Annotated in this window: 13 protein-coding genes; 4 read left to right on the top strand and 9 right to left on the bottom strand. The window is 47.4% G+C overall.

The annotated features are described in order from the left end of the window. Positions 1-25: 25 nt before the first annotated feature. A complete protein-coding gene (locus FPG75_RS21350; protein ID WP_143309738.1) occupies positions 26-685 on the bottom strand; it encodes a sterol desaturase family protein in 660 nt (219 codons plus the stop codon). Between the two features lie 149 nt (positions 686-834). Beyond that, positions 835-2,079 (bottom strand): serine hydrolase, encoded by a 1,245-nt coding sequence (locus FPG75_RS21345; protein ID WP_143309736.1) that lies wholly within the window; start codon positions 2,077-2,079, stop codon positions 835-837. Between the two features lie 109 nt (positions 2,080-2,188). Between FPG75_RS21345 and FPG75_RS21340 the strand changes: the two genes are divergently transcribed. Together FPG75_RS21340 and FPG75_RS21335 are read left to right on the top strand one after the other, a co-directional pair. Beyond that, positions 2,189-3,202, top strand: coding sequence for a fumarylacetoacetate hydrolase family protein (locus tag FPG75_RS21340; RefSeq protein ID WP_143309734.1), 1,014 nt, complete (start codon positions 2,189-2,191; stop codon positions 3,200-3,202). Positions 3,203-3,205: 3 nt separating this feature from the next. Then, complete coding sequence (locus tag FPG75_RS21335) at positions 3,206-4,090, top strand: flavin reductase family protein (RefSeq protein WP_143309732.1); 885 nt, start codon at positions 3,206-3,208, stop codon at positions 4,088-4,090. Between the two features lie 75 nt (positions 4,091-4,165). On the opposite strand, the gene FPG75_RS21330 is transcribed toward FPG75_RS21335, so the two are convergent. The 3 genes from FPG75_RS21330 to lysS form a co-directional block, all read right to left on the bottom strand. After that, complete coding sequence (locus FPG75_RS21330; protein ID WP_143309730.1) at positions 4,166-4,909, bottom strand: DUF4197 domain-containing protein; 744 nt, start codon at positions 4,907-4,909, stop codon at positions 4,166-4,168. 39 nt (positions 4,910-4,948) lie between these two features. Next, a complete protein-coding gene (locus FPG75_RS21325; RefSeq protein ID WP_143309728.1) occupies positions 4,949-5,782 on the bottom strand; it encodes a universal stress protein in 834 nt (277 codons plus the stop codon). Positions 5,783-5,925: 143 nt separating this feature from the next. After that, on the bottom strand, positions 5,926-7,434 hold the full coding sequence (gene lysS, locus FPG75_RS21320) for a lysine--tRNA ligase (RefSeq protein ID WP_143309726.1): 1,509 nt from the start codon (positions 7,432-7,434) through the stop codon (positions 5,926-5,928). A 305-nt stretch (positions 7,435-7,739) separates the two neighbouring features. Between lysS and FPG75_RS21315 the strand changes: the two genes are divergently transcribed. Beyond that, entirely contained in the window at positions 7,740-9,878 is a 2,139-nt protein-coding gene (locus FPG75_RS21315) for a S9 family peptidase (protein ID WP_143309724.1), read from the top strand. A gap of 649 nt (positions 9,879-10,527) precedes the next feature. Here FPG75_RS21315 and FPG75_RS21310 read toward each other — a convergent pair. The 4 genes from FPG75_RS21310 to FPG75_RS21295 all read right to left on the bottom strand — a co-directional run bounded on the left by FPG75_RS21310 (position 10,528) and on the right by FPG75_RS21295 (position 13,815). Beyond that, positions 10,528-10,866, bottom strand: a complete 339-nt coding sequence (locus FPG75_RS21310) for a tRNA-binding protein (RefSeq protein ID WP_143309722.1) — start codon at positions 10,864-10,866, stop codon at positions 10,528-10,530. Between the two features lie 152 nt (positions 10,867-11,018). After that, entirely contained in the window at positions 11,019-11,630 is a 612-nt protein-coding gene (gene lptC / locus FPG75_RS21305; protein ID WP_161596873.1) for an LPS export ABC transporter periplasmic protein LptC, read from the bottom strand. A gap of 87 nt (positions 11,631-11,717) precedes the next feature. Continuing rightward, positions 11,718-13,013, bottom strand: a complete 1,296-nt coding sequence (locus tag FPG75_RS21300) for a hypothetical protein (RefSeq protein WP_143309718.1) — start codon at positions 13,011-13,013, stop codon at positions 11,718-11,720. Between the two features lie 166 nt (positions 13,014-13,179). After that, on the bottom strand, positions 13,180-13,815 hold the full coding sequence (locus FPG75_RS21295; RefSeq protein WP_143309716.1) for an LON peptidase substrate-binding domain-containing protein: 636 nt from the start codon (positions 13,813-13,815) through the stop codon (positions 13,180-13,182). A gap of 145 nt (positions 13,816-13,960) precedes the next feature. On the opposite strand from FPG75_RS21295, the gene FPG75_RS21290 reads away from it, so the two are divergent. Beyond that, positions 13,961-15,010 (top strand): glycosyltransferase family 4 protein, encoded by a 1,050-nt coding sequence (locus tag FPG75_RS21290; RefSeq protein ID WP_143309714.1) that lies wholly within the window; start codon positions 13,961-13,963, stop codon positions 15,008-15,010. The last annotated feature ends 12 nt before the right edge of the window (positions 15,011-15,022 follow it).

The raw sequence follows: 15,022 nt of genomic DNA, 5'->3' as shown, positions 1-15,022 counted from the left end.
GAGGATATCCTCTCACCATTTTAGTTTATTTGAACATCAGTTCTTTTACCTTCTCTTTATCTTCCTTCTCTTTTTCCAGGTCGAAGAAAGTGCCGAAAACCCGGTCCCAGAACGCCGAACTCACACCAAAACCTTTTTCCTCACTCTTGTAATGGTGCAGGTGATGGTTACGCCATAAAGGTTTCATGAACCTGAAAGGCGGATTCCAGGCATGGATCGCATAGTGCATGCTGCCATAGATGAGATACCCCAGCAGGAATCCAGGGAAAAACATAAATGTGTATTGACGCAGGAAGATGTACTGGCCGCCAAATATCAGGGAAGCCAAAATGAGGCTGGGCACCGGCGGCATGAACAAACGCTGTTTGTCGCGCGGGTATTCATGGTGGTTACCATGCATCACATAGATGAAACGCTGCACCTTGGGGCTATCGCTCGCAAAGTGAAAGAGAAAACGATGCATGATATATTCAAACAGCGACCAGAAAAGCATGGCGCCGACGAACACCATTGCGACTGTGCCTACCTTGAATCCGAGCGTATCGTGACTGTAATACAGCATGTAACCGATAATGGGTAAGTACATGCCCCAGATCACCAGGGGATGCGTTTTGGTCAGCATCTCCAGGTACTGGCTTTCAAATAACCTTGCCTGTCCTTTGTTCTTGATCTTTTCAAACTTCATGACTCCCTGTTTTTAGTTAATTACGGGAAATGAATAAAACCTATCTTAATCTATACGTGACTTACGCCACAAAAAATGTACTGCTTATTTGGGAATACCCCGCAAAAATACAACGATGAAACCGAACGCAAGAATCTTGCGCCGCAAATTTATTGTGAATAGTTCATTCTAAACGCTTTTAAATCCGGCTTCCGGGGCCGCTGCCGCTGTAATTCATACTGGTAAATGATCTCGCCGATTTCCTTGAAGAAGGGGTATCCATCTTCTTCATATTCGTATTTATTATCATTTAATATACCGTCGCGGTTTACATAGATCGTACCGGTAAGCATGAACTCAACATTATGTTTGAAATCGACGATGTAAGCAGCGTCTGTCAAAAATCCGTATGACCAGCCTGTTTTATTAAATACCCTAATGTAAGATGGTATCTGTTGCCGGCCGGCCTTGAACATAAAAAATTTCGTATAGCTGTTGAAGTATTCAGCGGTATCATACTTCGGATACTTTGATTCGGAAGGATATTCAGACATGTAGCGGTACAGGAAGCGATAATCTTCCGGCTGTAAATGGAAACGCTGCGATGGCGGTACTGATTGCGGAAAGAGCACCGACTGCAATATCTGTTGCAGGCTGGCCAGCGGCAGGTTATTATGTTTCGTGAAATCCATCGGGCGTGGTATCAGCTTGTCGTCTTTATCGAGGTGGCTATTGCCGATCAGTACCTCGCGGCTGTAATCAAAAGGGATCTGCGAGTATAACGGCGGCTGGCGGTAGATGAGCTTTTCATGGTCCACGAAGCGTATTGCGTTGGTGTGACGGTTTTCCTCTTCTGTAAGCGGCATAAAACGCCTGACGATGCGCACATCTTTGTAGCCCATATTCCAAAGCCTTTCATTGATGGCTTCTTGGCCGGAAAATTCGTACAGGCGATTATAGGCATCGTTATCACTGATCAGAAATACTTTCTTGATATAATGCGCAATGGAAGGCAAGCCATTTTTGGCGGAAGTATCGGTATGTACGCTGATTTGCCCTCTCCAGGAACTGTCGGTAAGCATGGGCGTATACATAGTAAGGCCCGGAATGTGCAGCTGGCGCAGTTTTTCCAGGGCCAGCACTGCGGTGGGCAGCTTTACTGTGCTGGCAGGATTGAAGTAACTGTTTGCATCCACATTGAAATAATAATGCCTGAAGTGCGGACGGTTGGCAGCATCCCGGTCGATCTGCGTATAGATCAACTGATAGCGAAAAGAATCCGGATACTGCAGGATATGTTGCAAAGCAGGAGAGGCGTGATCAGCGATCAGGCGCTGCAAAAATGTGTCTGTATGTGGCTGGGCCATGGTCAGGAGTCGACAGCCCAAAAGCAATACCAGCAAACAACTACGCATATAGATAATGGTTCGATGTATAAATATAAAGATTTAAACGGGAGCTGGTATCCCCTTCCCCACATTTCTTATATTTGACCATTCATACAACCAGAACACAAACCAGATCATGAAACTTGTTACTTATTTAAGAGAAGAAGCCGACCAGCTGGCCATCCTGGCAGATGGGCTATTATACAATACACAAGATCTCCATCCCGACCTGCCTAACAATATGCAGATGTTCCTGCTGATGTGGGAAGATGTGATCGAAATCGCCTTACATGCCGATGCACAGCTGAAAGCCGGTACCAAACCAGGTTCCGCGATCGGCGTCCCTTATGATAGTGTGCAGATATTGGCGCCGGTGCCTTTCCCTACTTCCTGTCGTGATGGCTATGCCTTCCGTCAGCACGTGGCGGCAGCGCGCCGCAACCGCAAGGTGGAGATGATCCCGGAATTTGATCAGTACCCGATCTTCTATTTCACCAACCACAATGCCATCCAGGGCCCCGGCGCGATTCACTGTATGCCGGATCACTTCAACAAACTGGATTTCGAGCTCGAAGTGGCCATCGTGGTTTGCAAGGCAGGCCGTAATATCACCGCAGCAGAAGCGGATGAGTATATCGGCGGTTTCATGATCATGAACGATATGAGCGCACGCACGCTTCAGATGGAAGAAATGAAACTGAACCTGGGACCCGCCAAGGGCAAGGATTTCAGCACCGTAATAGGCCCGATGCTCGTTACGCCCGATGAACTGGAACACTTGCTGGTGCCGGCAAAACCCGGCCATACCGGCAACAACTATAACCTGAAAATGACCTGCAAAGTAAATGGCGTTCAAGTGAGTGAAGGCAATATGGCGGATATGGACTGGACCTTTGCGGAGATACTGGAACGTTGCGCATACGGCGCCAATATCCTTCCCGGCGATGTGATCGGCAGCGGCACCGTAGGCACCGGCTGTTTCCTGGAACTCAACGGCACCGGTAAACTGAACGATCCCAACTACCCCGAACAATGGCTGCAGGCCGGCGATGTAGTGGAAATGGAGATCGACGGTCTCGGTACCCTCACCAACACCATCGTGGCAGAAGATCTTAACTTCTCCCTGCTGGCACTCAAAAAAAATGTATAGGTCATGCGCATCCAACCTTCAACCATCAAAACATCGGAGCTGCATGCTTTACTTTTGGGCGCAGTAGCGCCCCGGCCGATCTGCTTCGCCAGCACAGTTGATAAAGACGGGCAACCTAATCTTTCTCCATTCAGCTTCTTTAATATTTTCGGCTCCAATCCGCCTACGCTGATCTTTTCGCCTTCACGGCGCGTTAGGGATAATACGGTGAAGCATACACTGGAAAATATCTACGCCACCAAAGAAGTGGTGATCAACGTGGTGAACTATGCGATGGTGCAACAAACATCGCTCGCAAGCTGCGAATATCCGGCCGGCGTAAGTGAATTTGAAAAGGCGGGCTTCACGCCTTTGCCATCCGAAAAAATAAAACCTTTCCGTGTAAACGAAAGCCCCGTGCAAATGGAGTGCATAGTGAAGCAGGTAATTGAAACCGGCGACCAGGGCGGCGCCGGCAACCTCGTGATCTGCGAGCCGGTGATGGTACATATCAATGACGACATTCTTGACAACAAAGGCCGGATCGATCCGCATAAGATCGACCTGGTAGCCCGCATGGGCGGCGACTTCTACTGCCGCGCCTCCGGCGACGCTGTTTTTGAAGTGGCCAAACCCAATACACAATTGGGCATCGGCGTAGATGCGTTACCGTTATCTATCCGCAACAGTAATATCCTCACGGGTAACTGCCTGGGCCAACTGGGTAATGTACATGAAATGCCGGTAGTGGATCCCTCTTTCTCTGATGATCATCTCAAACAGATCATACAATATTATAGCGTCACGCCTGATGAAATGGAGCGCGAACTGCATACTTATGCACAAAAGCTGCTCCGGGCTGGCAAAGTGCAGGAAGCGTGGCAGGTGCTGCTGACCAGCCTCGCGTAACTATTTAATAAAAGGGCCTGTAGCATATTGCGCCAGCTGGCGCGATATGCTACAGGCCCTTTTATTAATTTTTGATTATTTACCGCCGAAAACTTTCTTCAGCAGGTCAGTAGTACGTGCAGCAGGATTGGCGCGTATACTGGCTTCTTCTTTACCGATCTGGTCGAAGAGGGCATTCACGGCCATAGTGGTCACATAGTCTTGCAGGTCAGGATTCACTTTATTGAAAGTGGTAGGCAAGCTGTTGTATTTAGTAACGATATCGCCGTAATAGCGGGTAGCGCTGGTACTGTCGAGCGAGCTTTTGATGACCGGAGAAAAAGCAGTTTTCAGCTTATCCGTGGTTTTGCTTTTGAAGAAATCAGTAGCAGAGGTGCTACCACCTTTTACGATATTAAGCGCATCGGTGAGGGTCATTTGTTTGATGGCATCTACGAAGATGGGGGCAGCATATCCTACGGCCTTTTCCGCAGAGCGGTTGATCTGAAGGATGGCTTTATCTACGAGGCTGCCGAGACCTATTGCGCGAAGGGTATTACCGATCTTTACGGCATCTGGCGGCAGCAGCATTTTGTAAACATCGCTTCCAAAAAATCCGTCTTTCTTGTTGAGCTTCGCGATACCTGCGCTTACTCCTTTTGAAAGCGCTTCCTTGATCGCTGATCCGGCTTCTGCCTCTGTGAAATTACCGCCAACACTGCTGTTGGAATCCGTTCCAGTAGTGGTTTTCGCGATCTTCTTCAGTTTGTCCAAAAGCTGTGCCTGGCTGGCTTGCAGGCAAAAAACGCCCAGCAATACTAACAGTGTTCTTTTAAGCATAGTGTTATGATGAGTGTTGATGATCAAATGTATAAAAATTTATTCGTGTATGGTCAGCAAGGGAATATGCGTTTTATAGACCAGTTTGGATGTGCTGCTGCGTTTGAAGATACTTTCGAACAATCCATGTTTTTTAGGTATGGTGAGAATAAGATCTGCTTTGATCTCTTCGGAAAACTCTACGATACCTGCTACTACATGCGGGTTATCGATGAAATGATATTGTGGATGGTACCCTTCCAACAGGGTGTCCAGCATGAGGGTTTCAAAAGGCGTATCCGTGGTGAAGTGCCTGCTTTCATGATCGATGTTGATGACGTGCAATTCTGCTTTGAATACATCCAGCAATTTCTTGAGTGGGGCCATGGGCGTGGTTTCTGCTACATTCCGGAGGTCGCAGGCAAACACGATCTTTTCAATACGGCGGAACCGCGCATCGGCGGGGATGATCAGCACCGGTGTATTGGTGTGTTTCACCACATCAATGGTGTTGGAGCCAACAAGTATTTCTTCCATTTTGCTGCCGCCGGTGATGCCCATCACAATGAGGTCCGCCTGTTCGTTTTTGCATACATCGTTGATGGTAGCGGGAAGAAGCGTATTATCTGCACGGGTTACCAAGGTGCTGCCAGCGGGCAAGAGGCTGGACAATTCATTTTTCATCTTCTCCAAACCTTCCAGGCTGGCGGCTTTGAGGTCGTCTGAATTTACCATCGGCACGGCGGATGGTACATCCGGAATGGGAACGATCAGCTCATATGCGTGATAAAGTACAATGCGGGTAGTACCTAGTTCTCCTGCCAGTTTGAGTGCGTAGGTCGCGGCGTTGTAGGCGGTATCTGAAAAATCGGTGGGAACAATGATCGTTTTCATATAGCTAATTTTAAGACCTACTTAAAGTTAGCGCAATTTAATTTACGGATTTTTTGATTTAGGGATTTTTTGATTGGGTTTGCCTGAAGGCTTCCATCAAAAATCTCTCAATCAAAAAATCCGTAAATCAAGAAATCTCTAAATTATTTCTCTGGTTTCATTTGCGGGAAGAACAGCACGTCCTGGATAGATGGCTGGTTGGTCATCAGCATGGTCAGGCGATCAATGCCGATACCGATGCCGGAAGTAGGCGGCATGCCGTATTCCAGTGCACGCAGGAAGTCGTAATCGATATACATGGCTTCATCATCACCACGTTCCATCAATTTCACCTGTTCTTCAAAACGTTCGCGCTGATCGATGGGATCGTTGAGCTCACTATAAGCGTTGGCGATCTCCTTACCATTTACCATCAGTTCAAAACGCTCTACCAGACCGGGTTTGCTGCGATGTTTTTTGGTGAGCGGGCTCATCTCCACCGGGTAATCGGTGATGAAGGTAGGCTGGATGTAGTGGCCTTCGCATTTTTCACCAAAGATTTCATCGATCAGTTTTCCTTTACCGATCTTGGGATCAACGGGGATGTTCAGCTGTTTGCAAACATCGCGCAGCTGGGCTTCATCCATTTGAGAGATATCGATGCCGGTATGCTCCTGGATGGCTTCGTACATAGTTACACGGCGGAAGGGCGCTTTGAAGTCGATGTTTTTTTCACCCACCTGTACCTGTGTAGTGCCATGCAGTGCAAGGGCTACTTTTTCCAGCAGGGTTTCGGTAGTGCTCATCATCCATTCATAATCCTTGTAGGCGGCATACATTTCCATCACGGTAAATTCCGGATTGTGCGTACGGTCCATCCCTTCGTTGCGGAAATCTTTTGCAAATTCGTATACTCCTTCAAAACCGCCTACGATCAGGCGTTTGAGGTACAGTTCGTTGGCGATACGCAGATAAAGCGGCATATCCAGCGCATTATGATGCGTAATGAACGGGCGTGCGGCTGCGCCACCCGGAATAGCTTGCAGGATGGGCGTTTCCACCTCAAGATATCCGAGGTTGTTATAGAAATCACGGATGGTTTGCATGATCTTCGTGCGTTTCACGAACACCTCTTTCACCTCCGGATTGATCACCAGGTCTACATAACGCTGGCGGTATTTAAATTCGGGATCGGTCACTTCATCGAACACCTGGCCATCTACCGATTTCACCACCGGCAGCGGGCGCAGTGCTTTGGCGAGGATGCTCAGTTCCCTCACATGTACGGAGGTTTCACCGGTTTTGGTGATGAAGGCATAACCTTTCACCCCGATAAAATCTCCTATATCGGTGAGTTTCTTGAAAACGGTGCTGTACAGGCTTTTGTCTTCGCCCGGGCAGATATCGTCCTGACGGATATACAACTGGATACGGCCTACATTATCCTGTATCACCACAAATGCAGCCTTGCCCATATCGCGTACGCTCATGATACGGCCTGCCAGGCATACATCCTGGAATTGCTCTTTGGTGGCTTCCGAGTAATTGGTCTTTATATTAACGGAAGTATCATTTACCGGATATTCGGCGGCGGGGTAGGGATCTATGCCCAGTTTATGCAGCTCCTGCAATTTTTCCCGGCGTATAATCTCTTGCTCAGATAATTGTGTCATGTGTAAATCCAAATTGGAGTGCAAAAATAACTGAATAATAGAGAAGGAACAAGGGAAAGGGGCTGCAAGACTACAGCCCCTTACTTTTTTGACCATATCCTATGAAAACCGGTATAAAAGTACGCGCCACTACTGCGATTTCCAGCTATACTTCCTCGTTGCAGGGAAATTCCGAATAACTGGCAGCAATCACATTACAAATGGTGATTATAGAAGGGCCGTTTATACAAATTATCGAGTGCTGTTTGGCAGTTATACGTATTTTCGCCCGCCAACAACCAACAAATCACCCGTTAATACAAGTTATGAGAAGTGTACAATGGTTAAAACCCGCCTCTTTGCTGTTACTATGGCTTCCGGCCGCACAGGCGCAACAAAAGCAGGATATTACTTTTGAACAGGCATTCAGGGGTAAGCCGCTCAATATCTCCAAACCTTTACCTATGATCAGGGATTGGGCAGATGCAGAACATTACCTGGAAATGCGCCCTGATACTGCTACCGGCCGCCTGCAGGCCTGGTCGGTAGACGCCCGCAGCGGAAAGGCCACCATCTATACCGCACCGGTAGATGGCCCCAGCGTGCAGGTAAAAGATAATGACATATTCTATAAAACGCCCGATGGCAAAGAAACACGGCTTACCAATGATGCCGCAACAGAAAAAAATCCTACCCTGTCGCCCAACGGAAAATATGTAGCCTTTACCCGCAATAATGACCTTTACAGCGTGGAAGTGGCCACTGGCAAAGAAATCCGCTATACCAACGATGGCACAGATGTGATCTACAATGGTTGGGCATCCTGGGTGTATTATGAAGAGATATTGGGCCGCCCTTCCAAATACCGCGCTTTCTGGTGGAGCCCTGATAGCCGCCACATTGCTTACATGCATTTCAATGATACCAAAGTGCCGGTGTTCCCCATCTACAGCGAAAAGGGGCAACATGGCTATCTCGAAAATACCCGTTATCCCAAAGCAGGCGATCCCAATCCGGCCGTGAAGCTGGGCATTGTGCCGGTTAGCGGCGGCGCCACTACCTGGGCTGATTTCAACGAAAATGATGACCAGTATTTCGGTACGCCTTTCTGGGCCGCCGATAGTAAAAGCCTTTGGATACAATGGATGAACCGTGGCCAGGATAACCTGAAAATATATAGCATCAACCCGGAAAGCGGCGCCAGGAAAGAGATCTACGATGAGAAACAAAAAACCTGGATCGACTGGTTCGATGCCGTGCCTTTCCTCGATAATAATAAAGGCTTCCTGCTGAAAAGCGACAAGAGCGGCTGGGCGCACCTCTACTGGCACAGTACCGACGGCTCGCTTAAAAAGCAATTGACTTCCGGCAACTGGACCGTAAAAGACGTAGTGCACATCGATCAGAAAAATATGATCGTTTATTTCACTGCACGTAAAGAGGCCTCTACCCGCTTTGATCTCTACAAAGTGAGTTTGCAGTCGGGCGCTATCACCCGCCTCACTTCCGGCAATTACGATAACCAGGTGAGCATTTCACCAGATGGTAAATATTTTATTGACACCTATTCCAACCTGCAAACGCCGGCTAAAATGGCGCTGGTAGATAATAATGGTAAAATGATCCGTGAGCTGGGCGATAGCAAGGGCGCGGATTTCGATAAATACAATGTAGCCACCGCCGCTTTGAAGTATTACAAAACCCGCGACGGCCTTGAGTTACCGATGACTATCATGATGCCGCTTCATATGGAGGCCGGTAAAAAATACCCGGTGCTCATCGATATCTATGGCGGCCCGGATGCAGGCAAGGTGTTCGATACCTGGAAGCCTTCTCTCACCCAACAGTGGTGGGCGCAGGAAGGCGTGATACAGGTGGTGATCGACAATCGCAGCAGCGGCCAGCTGGGCAAGATGGGGATGAACTATATCCACCGCAAGCTGGGTATCCATGAAATTGAAGATTATATGGATGCCGCTTCCTGGCTGCGTTCCCAGGCCTGGGTTGATACATCCAGGATATGTATCACCGGCGGCAGTTTCGGCGGTTATATGACCTGCATGGCGCTTACTTATGGCGCATCGGTATTCAATTATGGCATGGCTAATTTCGCCGTTACCGACTGGCAGCTCTATGATAGCCACTACACGGAGCGCTACATGGATACCCCGGCCGAAAATCCGGAAGGTTACAAACAAACGGCCGTGATGACCTATGCCGACAGATACAGGGGCCTGCTCCGTATTACCCATGGCACCATGGATGATAATGTGCACATGCAGAACTGTATTCAGCTGATCGACAAGCTGGAGAACCTGAATAAACATTTCGAGTTCATGCTCTATCCCGGCGAACGCCACGGATGGCGCGGCATCAAGGCGCAGCACTCTTCCAGCGAAGCCTATCGTTTTATCTATAATAACTTATTGAATAAATCTTTCCCGGCAGCCTTCAGCGAAAAATAAGCAGGCAGCCCAAAAGAAAAGCCCCCACGCTAATAGCGCGGGGGCTTTTTTATTTATTATTAGTTTACAACGATGCGAATGGAAAGGTCTATAAAAAAGAAACGGGGCTGCAAGACTACAGCCCCGAAAAATTTTAACCATATCTTTATTGAAAAACCTACACCAAAGGTGATCCTTTTTTTGATTATGTGCGCATTCATTTTTGTGAATGGTGTATTTTTCTCGGTTAACGTACGGAAACTGACGTTAAACGCATGGAGTTGAAAAATACTTTATAATAATACAAATATTTGATTTTCAATACTAATTTATTGATTATTAAGAGAGTATACAAAAAGTTACTGAAAAAGGCCCGCAGGAACGCTGAAAAGGAGAGAAATAAAAAAGGGTGGTAAGAATACCGCCCTTGTAATAATTTTAACCATATCCTATGAAAAACCTGATACAAAGATATAGTCCCGAACCAGGTTTCAATTTTCATTTCCGTGAACGTCATGAATTAGTTCGTGAACATCGGATAATGGTGAATGAGCTATTATATTAAGATATTTGCAATATTATAAATTAATAAAATTGATTTAAATTTAGCTAAATACTTATTTGATATACAGGCACTTACAGGTAAACATATATCAATTTATCCCTATTTTTAGCCTATTCGGAAGCCATTTTCCACCTTTTTATCGGGGGTGAGCAATACAATTTCCTTATCGTTACCAACCACTCCAAGTACCAAACATTCGGACATAAAATTGGCAATTTGCTTTACCGGGAAATTGACAACGGCGATTACTTGCTTACCAATGAGCTCCTCTTTATTATATAATTTTGTAATTTGTGCAGAGGAACGGCGAATACCTGTTTCTTCACCGAAATCGATCATGAGTTGGTATGCCGGGTTACGGGCCTTGGGAAAATCATTTGCTTCGAGGATAGTGCCCACTCTCATTTCTACTTTTTCAAAGTCTTGCCAGTTGATTGATTCCATAGTTTCCTGTTTCTTTTAAATATAATCAAAATACCGGCACTTGGCATAATTATTGGTTCTAATATTACCAAATTTTAGGTTAAAAAATAGGTTAAAGCGAAAGAACCCTACCTGCAGAGGTAGGGTTCTTTCGTTTATGCTATTACGTTAGTTTATGGTTTAACTGAATCCTGCCGGGATGTTCTTGCAGGCGGTGTAATAAGCGGTGCGGCCACCGGTGCTTTGATGGCAGGCGTATTGCCGGCAGGCTTGGGCGCAACGGGCGCCGGTACCGCATTTACGGTAGTATCATGCGCCATCGAGGTGCTGTCTTCCACCGTCATCGGGCCACTTACCTTGAGTATTTTCTTTTCTGTAAAGTCTTCATTGGCTTCCAATCCCCAGCCATGCAAAGTAGCGGTAGGTGATTGGATAAACACTTCTTTGGTGGAGTAGAACACTTTTCGTTTAGGGTCCCAGTTAAGCTCATTACAATCGAGGCGTTCGCCTTTAGCGTTGATCACGACTACACTGTCGGAGAGATAAACATTACCTTCTTCTTCAAGATATTTACCGTGTTTGGCGGAGAGCGTACTGGAGAGTGCGAGGGTAGTGTCGTACATGTACACTTTGAGGCCGCGCTTGAATTCCACGTAGGAGGGCCTGTCGAGGCTGCGTTCCAGTGCCGGCGCGGTAAGTTTGGCGTTCACCCGTCCATTCTGGCTGAAAATGATCGTGATATCTGTACCATTTTCTACGGCGGCCTTTTTGGAATCAAAAGACATTACCGTTTGTATGTCGTTTTCACAACTACTAACGGTAACGGCTATAAGAAAATATAGAATGCTTTTATGGATCATGCACGAGGTGCGTTAATCATATTTACGCTTGATGAACCATCTGTCGCTCAATGTGAAGCCGAGGGATACGCGGTACACATTTTCCTGCAGCACGGTATTGGTATTACCACGGTGCGCTACTTCGAAGGCTACGTTGATCATGCTGTACTGGTTAGAGTAGGGCATTCTGCGTACGGGCAGGCCGGCGCCCAGGGTGAAGCCGAGGGCTGGCATGTTCTGACCGTATAATTTCACATAGTCGAGACCGTAGTAAGCACCGAGGCGGTAAGCTACTCTGTTCCAGTAGCCGCTGAGCGCGTTGATGTTAGGCACGAACTGTCCGCCGATGGCCAGTTTCCAGGAGTTCTGCACTGAATCTTTCCGGCCATAGGTCTGGAAGTCGTTGCCCCATTGGGTTGTATTGAAATCTACACCAAGAGACCATTTATCCAGTTTGCGCAGCAATATACCACCGCCAAATTCAGCGGGGTAGATGACTTTACCGTTTTCGCCTTTCGCATATTTTACGGTATCCTGGTTCGTATAGTCGTTGGTGGAACCGTTGAACAGCAATGTTTCTGTAAGCGACTCCTGGCGAGCGCCCATACTCTGTTTCAGGCTTCCGGTGGCGCCAAAGGAAAGGTCCATTTCCTTGTTCAGTTTGGCCTTGTATTGTACGCCCACTTTATAGAAGAAGCTGCTATAGCTGATGCGCGACATATGCCTGGATGCAAAGATGGTATTGTCCGGATATATTACGCGGCTGTTGTTTTCGATGCTGCCGAAGAGGTAGCCGGCATTCACACCGATGCTGAAGTTGCCGATACCTACGCCGGTACCGAGGTATACCTGGTACAAGCCGCCGCTTCCTTCAAAGATATCGGAGACGGGCAGTTTGGTGGTATCAAAGAAAGTGTGTTGTACAGGCTGTTGTATGTTGTAGGATACACGGGTTACCGGGCGGAGACCGATATTCATGCCCCATTTTTTCTTCAGGGGGATGCCCAATTGCAGATAAGAGAGGGTACCGAAGCCGGAGTTGAAGCTGGCTTGTTTGTCCCTGATGCTGCGTGAACCGCCTTCCACACCGATATCCAGTGTGGTCAGTACCAGGTTGGAATAGCTGGCCGGATTGATATAGTTCACCGACTGAGGATCACCGTAGGCCTGAGATACGCCACCCATACCGCGGTTGACAATATTCTGGTTGTTGTTCAGATCTCCCAATCCGTAACGCGAGTATGGTGAGTTATCCTGTGCGGTAGCATTATTTGCCACGAGAAACAGGGCTCCCAGAAAGCAAAGAATGCTGACTTTTGTCCAATGCATTTAGTATCCAATTGAGTTTAAGCCTAGTACTAAAAATTTAGGTCTGCAAATATCTACTTTTTAATGCGGGAAGCAAAAAAAACCAAATTCCGCCCTGTTAAAAAGGCGTTAAAGTTCCGGATTTTATCTTTCAAAATCCTCTACAGATCATCATCTTAATAAAAAATTAAATATCCCCGGCAGATAGATTCCGGAAATGGCCATTGAGTTTTACGCGTTCTTTGAGCCGTTCCATTTCTGCCATCATGGGAATAACCTTGTGCAGATGGCGTTTCAGGTACTCAAGCCGCTGCACTTCATAGAACAGGTGCAGCATCTCATATTCCTCTTCCAGGGAAAGGCCCACATGATGTGCTACGTCGTAGGCGCGCAGGTCTTCGTCGTTCTTGCGGAATGTTTTATGCACCTGCAAGATAGCATGCAGCTCGCGGATAGCGTGCAACACTTCCTGCAACAGGCGCGGACTGCCGGCTTCGTTACTATCAGGGTAATTTACAATCGCGCCGGCATATAGTTTATCCGGTATTTGCTGGATTAGTTCCAATGTGCGGAAAACGCTCAGGCCACGGGCCACAATATCCATCTCCCCGTTATCATAAAACTTTTCCACCCGCTCTACCTGCATCAGTGTGCCATACTCCATCACTTTTTTATCGATCACTGAAGGAATACCAAATGGTTTACTTTCACCCACACACTCCGCTACCAGCTGCTTGTAGCGCGGCTCAAACACGTGCAGGTTCAGTTGCTCGCCCGGATAAGCCACCACACTCAGCGGAAATATTGCAATGAAATTAGTCATAATCCCTAAGTTATAAAATTAGTGCGAATTAATACAGACAAGCCTTTCACGCACTGAGCCATCAAAACAAATATGCTTTTATTTCTGATTGACCTGCTTATATTTGGGAAAAATTAATTCAATCAACCTAGCAACTGTTGCCTTTATGTCTCGATTCCTTATCGACTGCGAAAGAATGAAATATCCGAATACAGGACTGTACACCTATTGCAGCGAACTAGGTAAAGCCATATTGAAACAGGCGAATGCCGGCGAAGCCGTTTACTATTATCTGCCATCCAAAGCCGGCGCGCATTTCGGACCCAAAGCACATTATCTTGCCCAACAATCCTGGCATAAAATATTCATGCCTTACCGGCAGCAGTTTGATGTATGGCATACTACCTACCAATCATCAGATTATGCGCCGGGCAACCGGAAAGTGAAGCGGCTGCTCACTTTGCACGATCTCAATTTTTTATATGAAGATAACCATGTGCATAAAAAAGATCGTTTGCTCGCCAAGGTACAACGCACGGTTGATCAATCAGATCACCTGGTGGTGATATCAAAATATGTGAAAGACGATATCATGCAACACCTGCATATCGGTAACAAACCGATCAGTGTGATCTACAATGGTTGCCATGTGGAAGAGTTTCCCGGCTTCGATGCCCCGAAATACAGGCCCGCAGGCGGTTTCCTTTTTTCCATCGGGACGGTGCTGCCTAAAAAGAATTTTCACGTACTGCCATGCCTGTTAGCAAACAATGCCTATGAACTGGTGATCGCGGGCAATGTGAATGAAGCCTACAAGGCGCGCATCCTGCAGGAAGCTGCTATCTACGGCGTGCAGGACCGTGTGAAGATCATCGGGCCGGTGAATGAAAAAGATAAATACTGGTATCTCTCCAATTGCACCGCCTTTACGTTTCCCTCCGTGGCAGAGGGTTTCGGCATACCTGTGATTGAAGCTATGCACTTCGGCAAGCCGGTGTTCCTGTCGGACAAAACCAGTTTACCGGAAGTGGGCGGCTCGCTGGCCTACTACTTCAGCAATTTTGAACCCGCCGATATGCAGGAAATTTTCCGCAAAGGGCTTGCGCATTACGCGCAATACCAGACGGCAGCCGCTATCCGCAAGCATGCCGACGCTTTCCGCTGGGATGATATTGCGGCGCAATACCTCCGTATCTATCGTTCGCTGGCTGGTTAAAAGGAGATATCC

Source organism: Chitinophaga vietnamensis (assembly GCF_902167635.1).
Taxonomy (GTDB): Bacteria; Bacteroidota; Bacteroidia; order Chitinophagales; family Chitinophagaceae; genus Chitinophaga; species Chitinophaga vietnamensis.
This window is presented reverse-complemented; position numbering and strand designations above follow the sequence as displayed.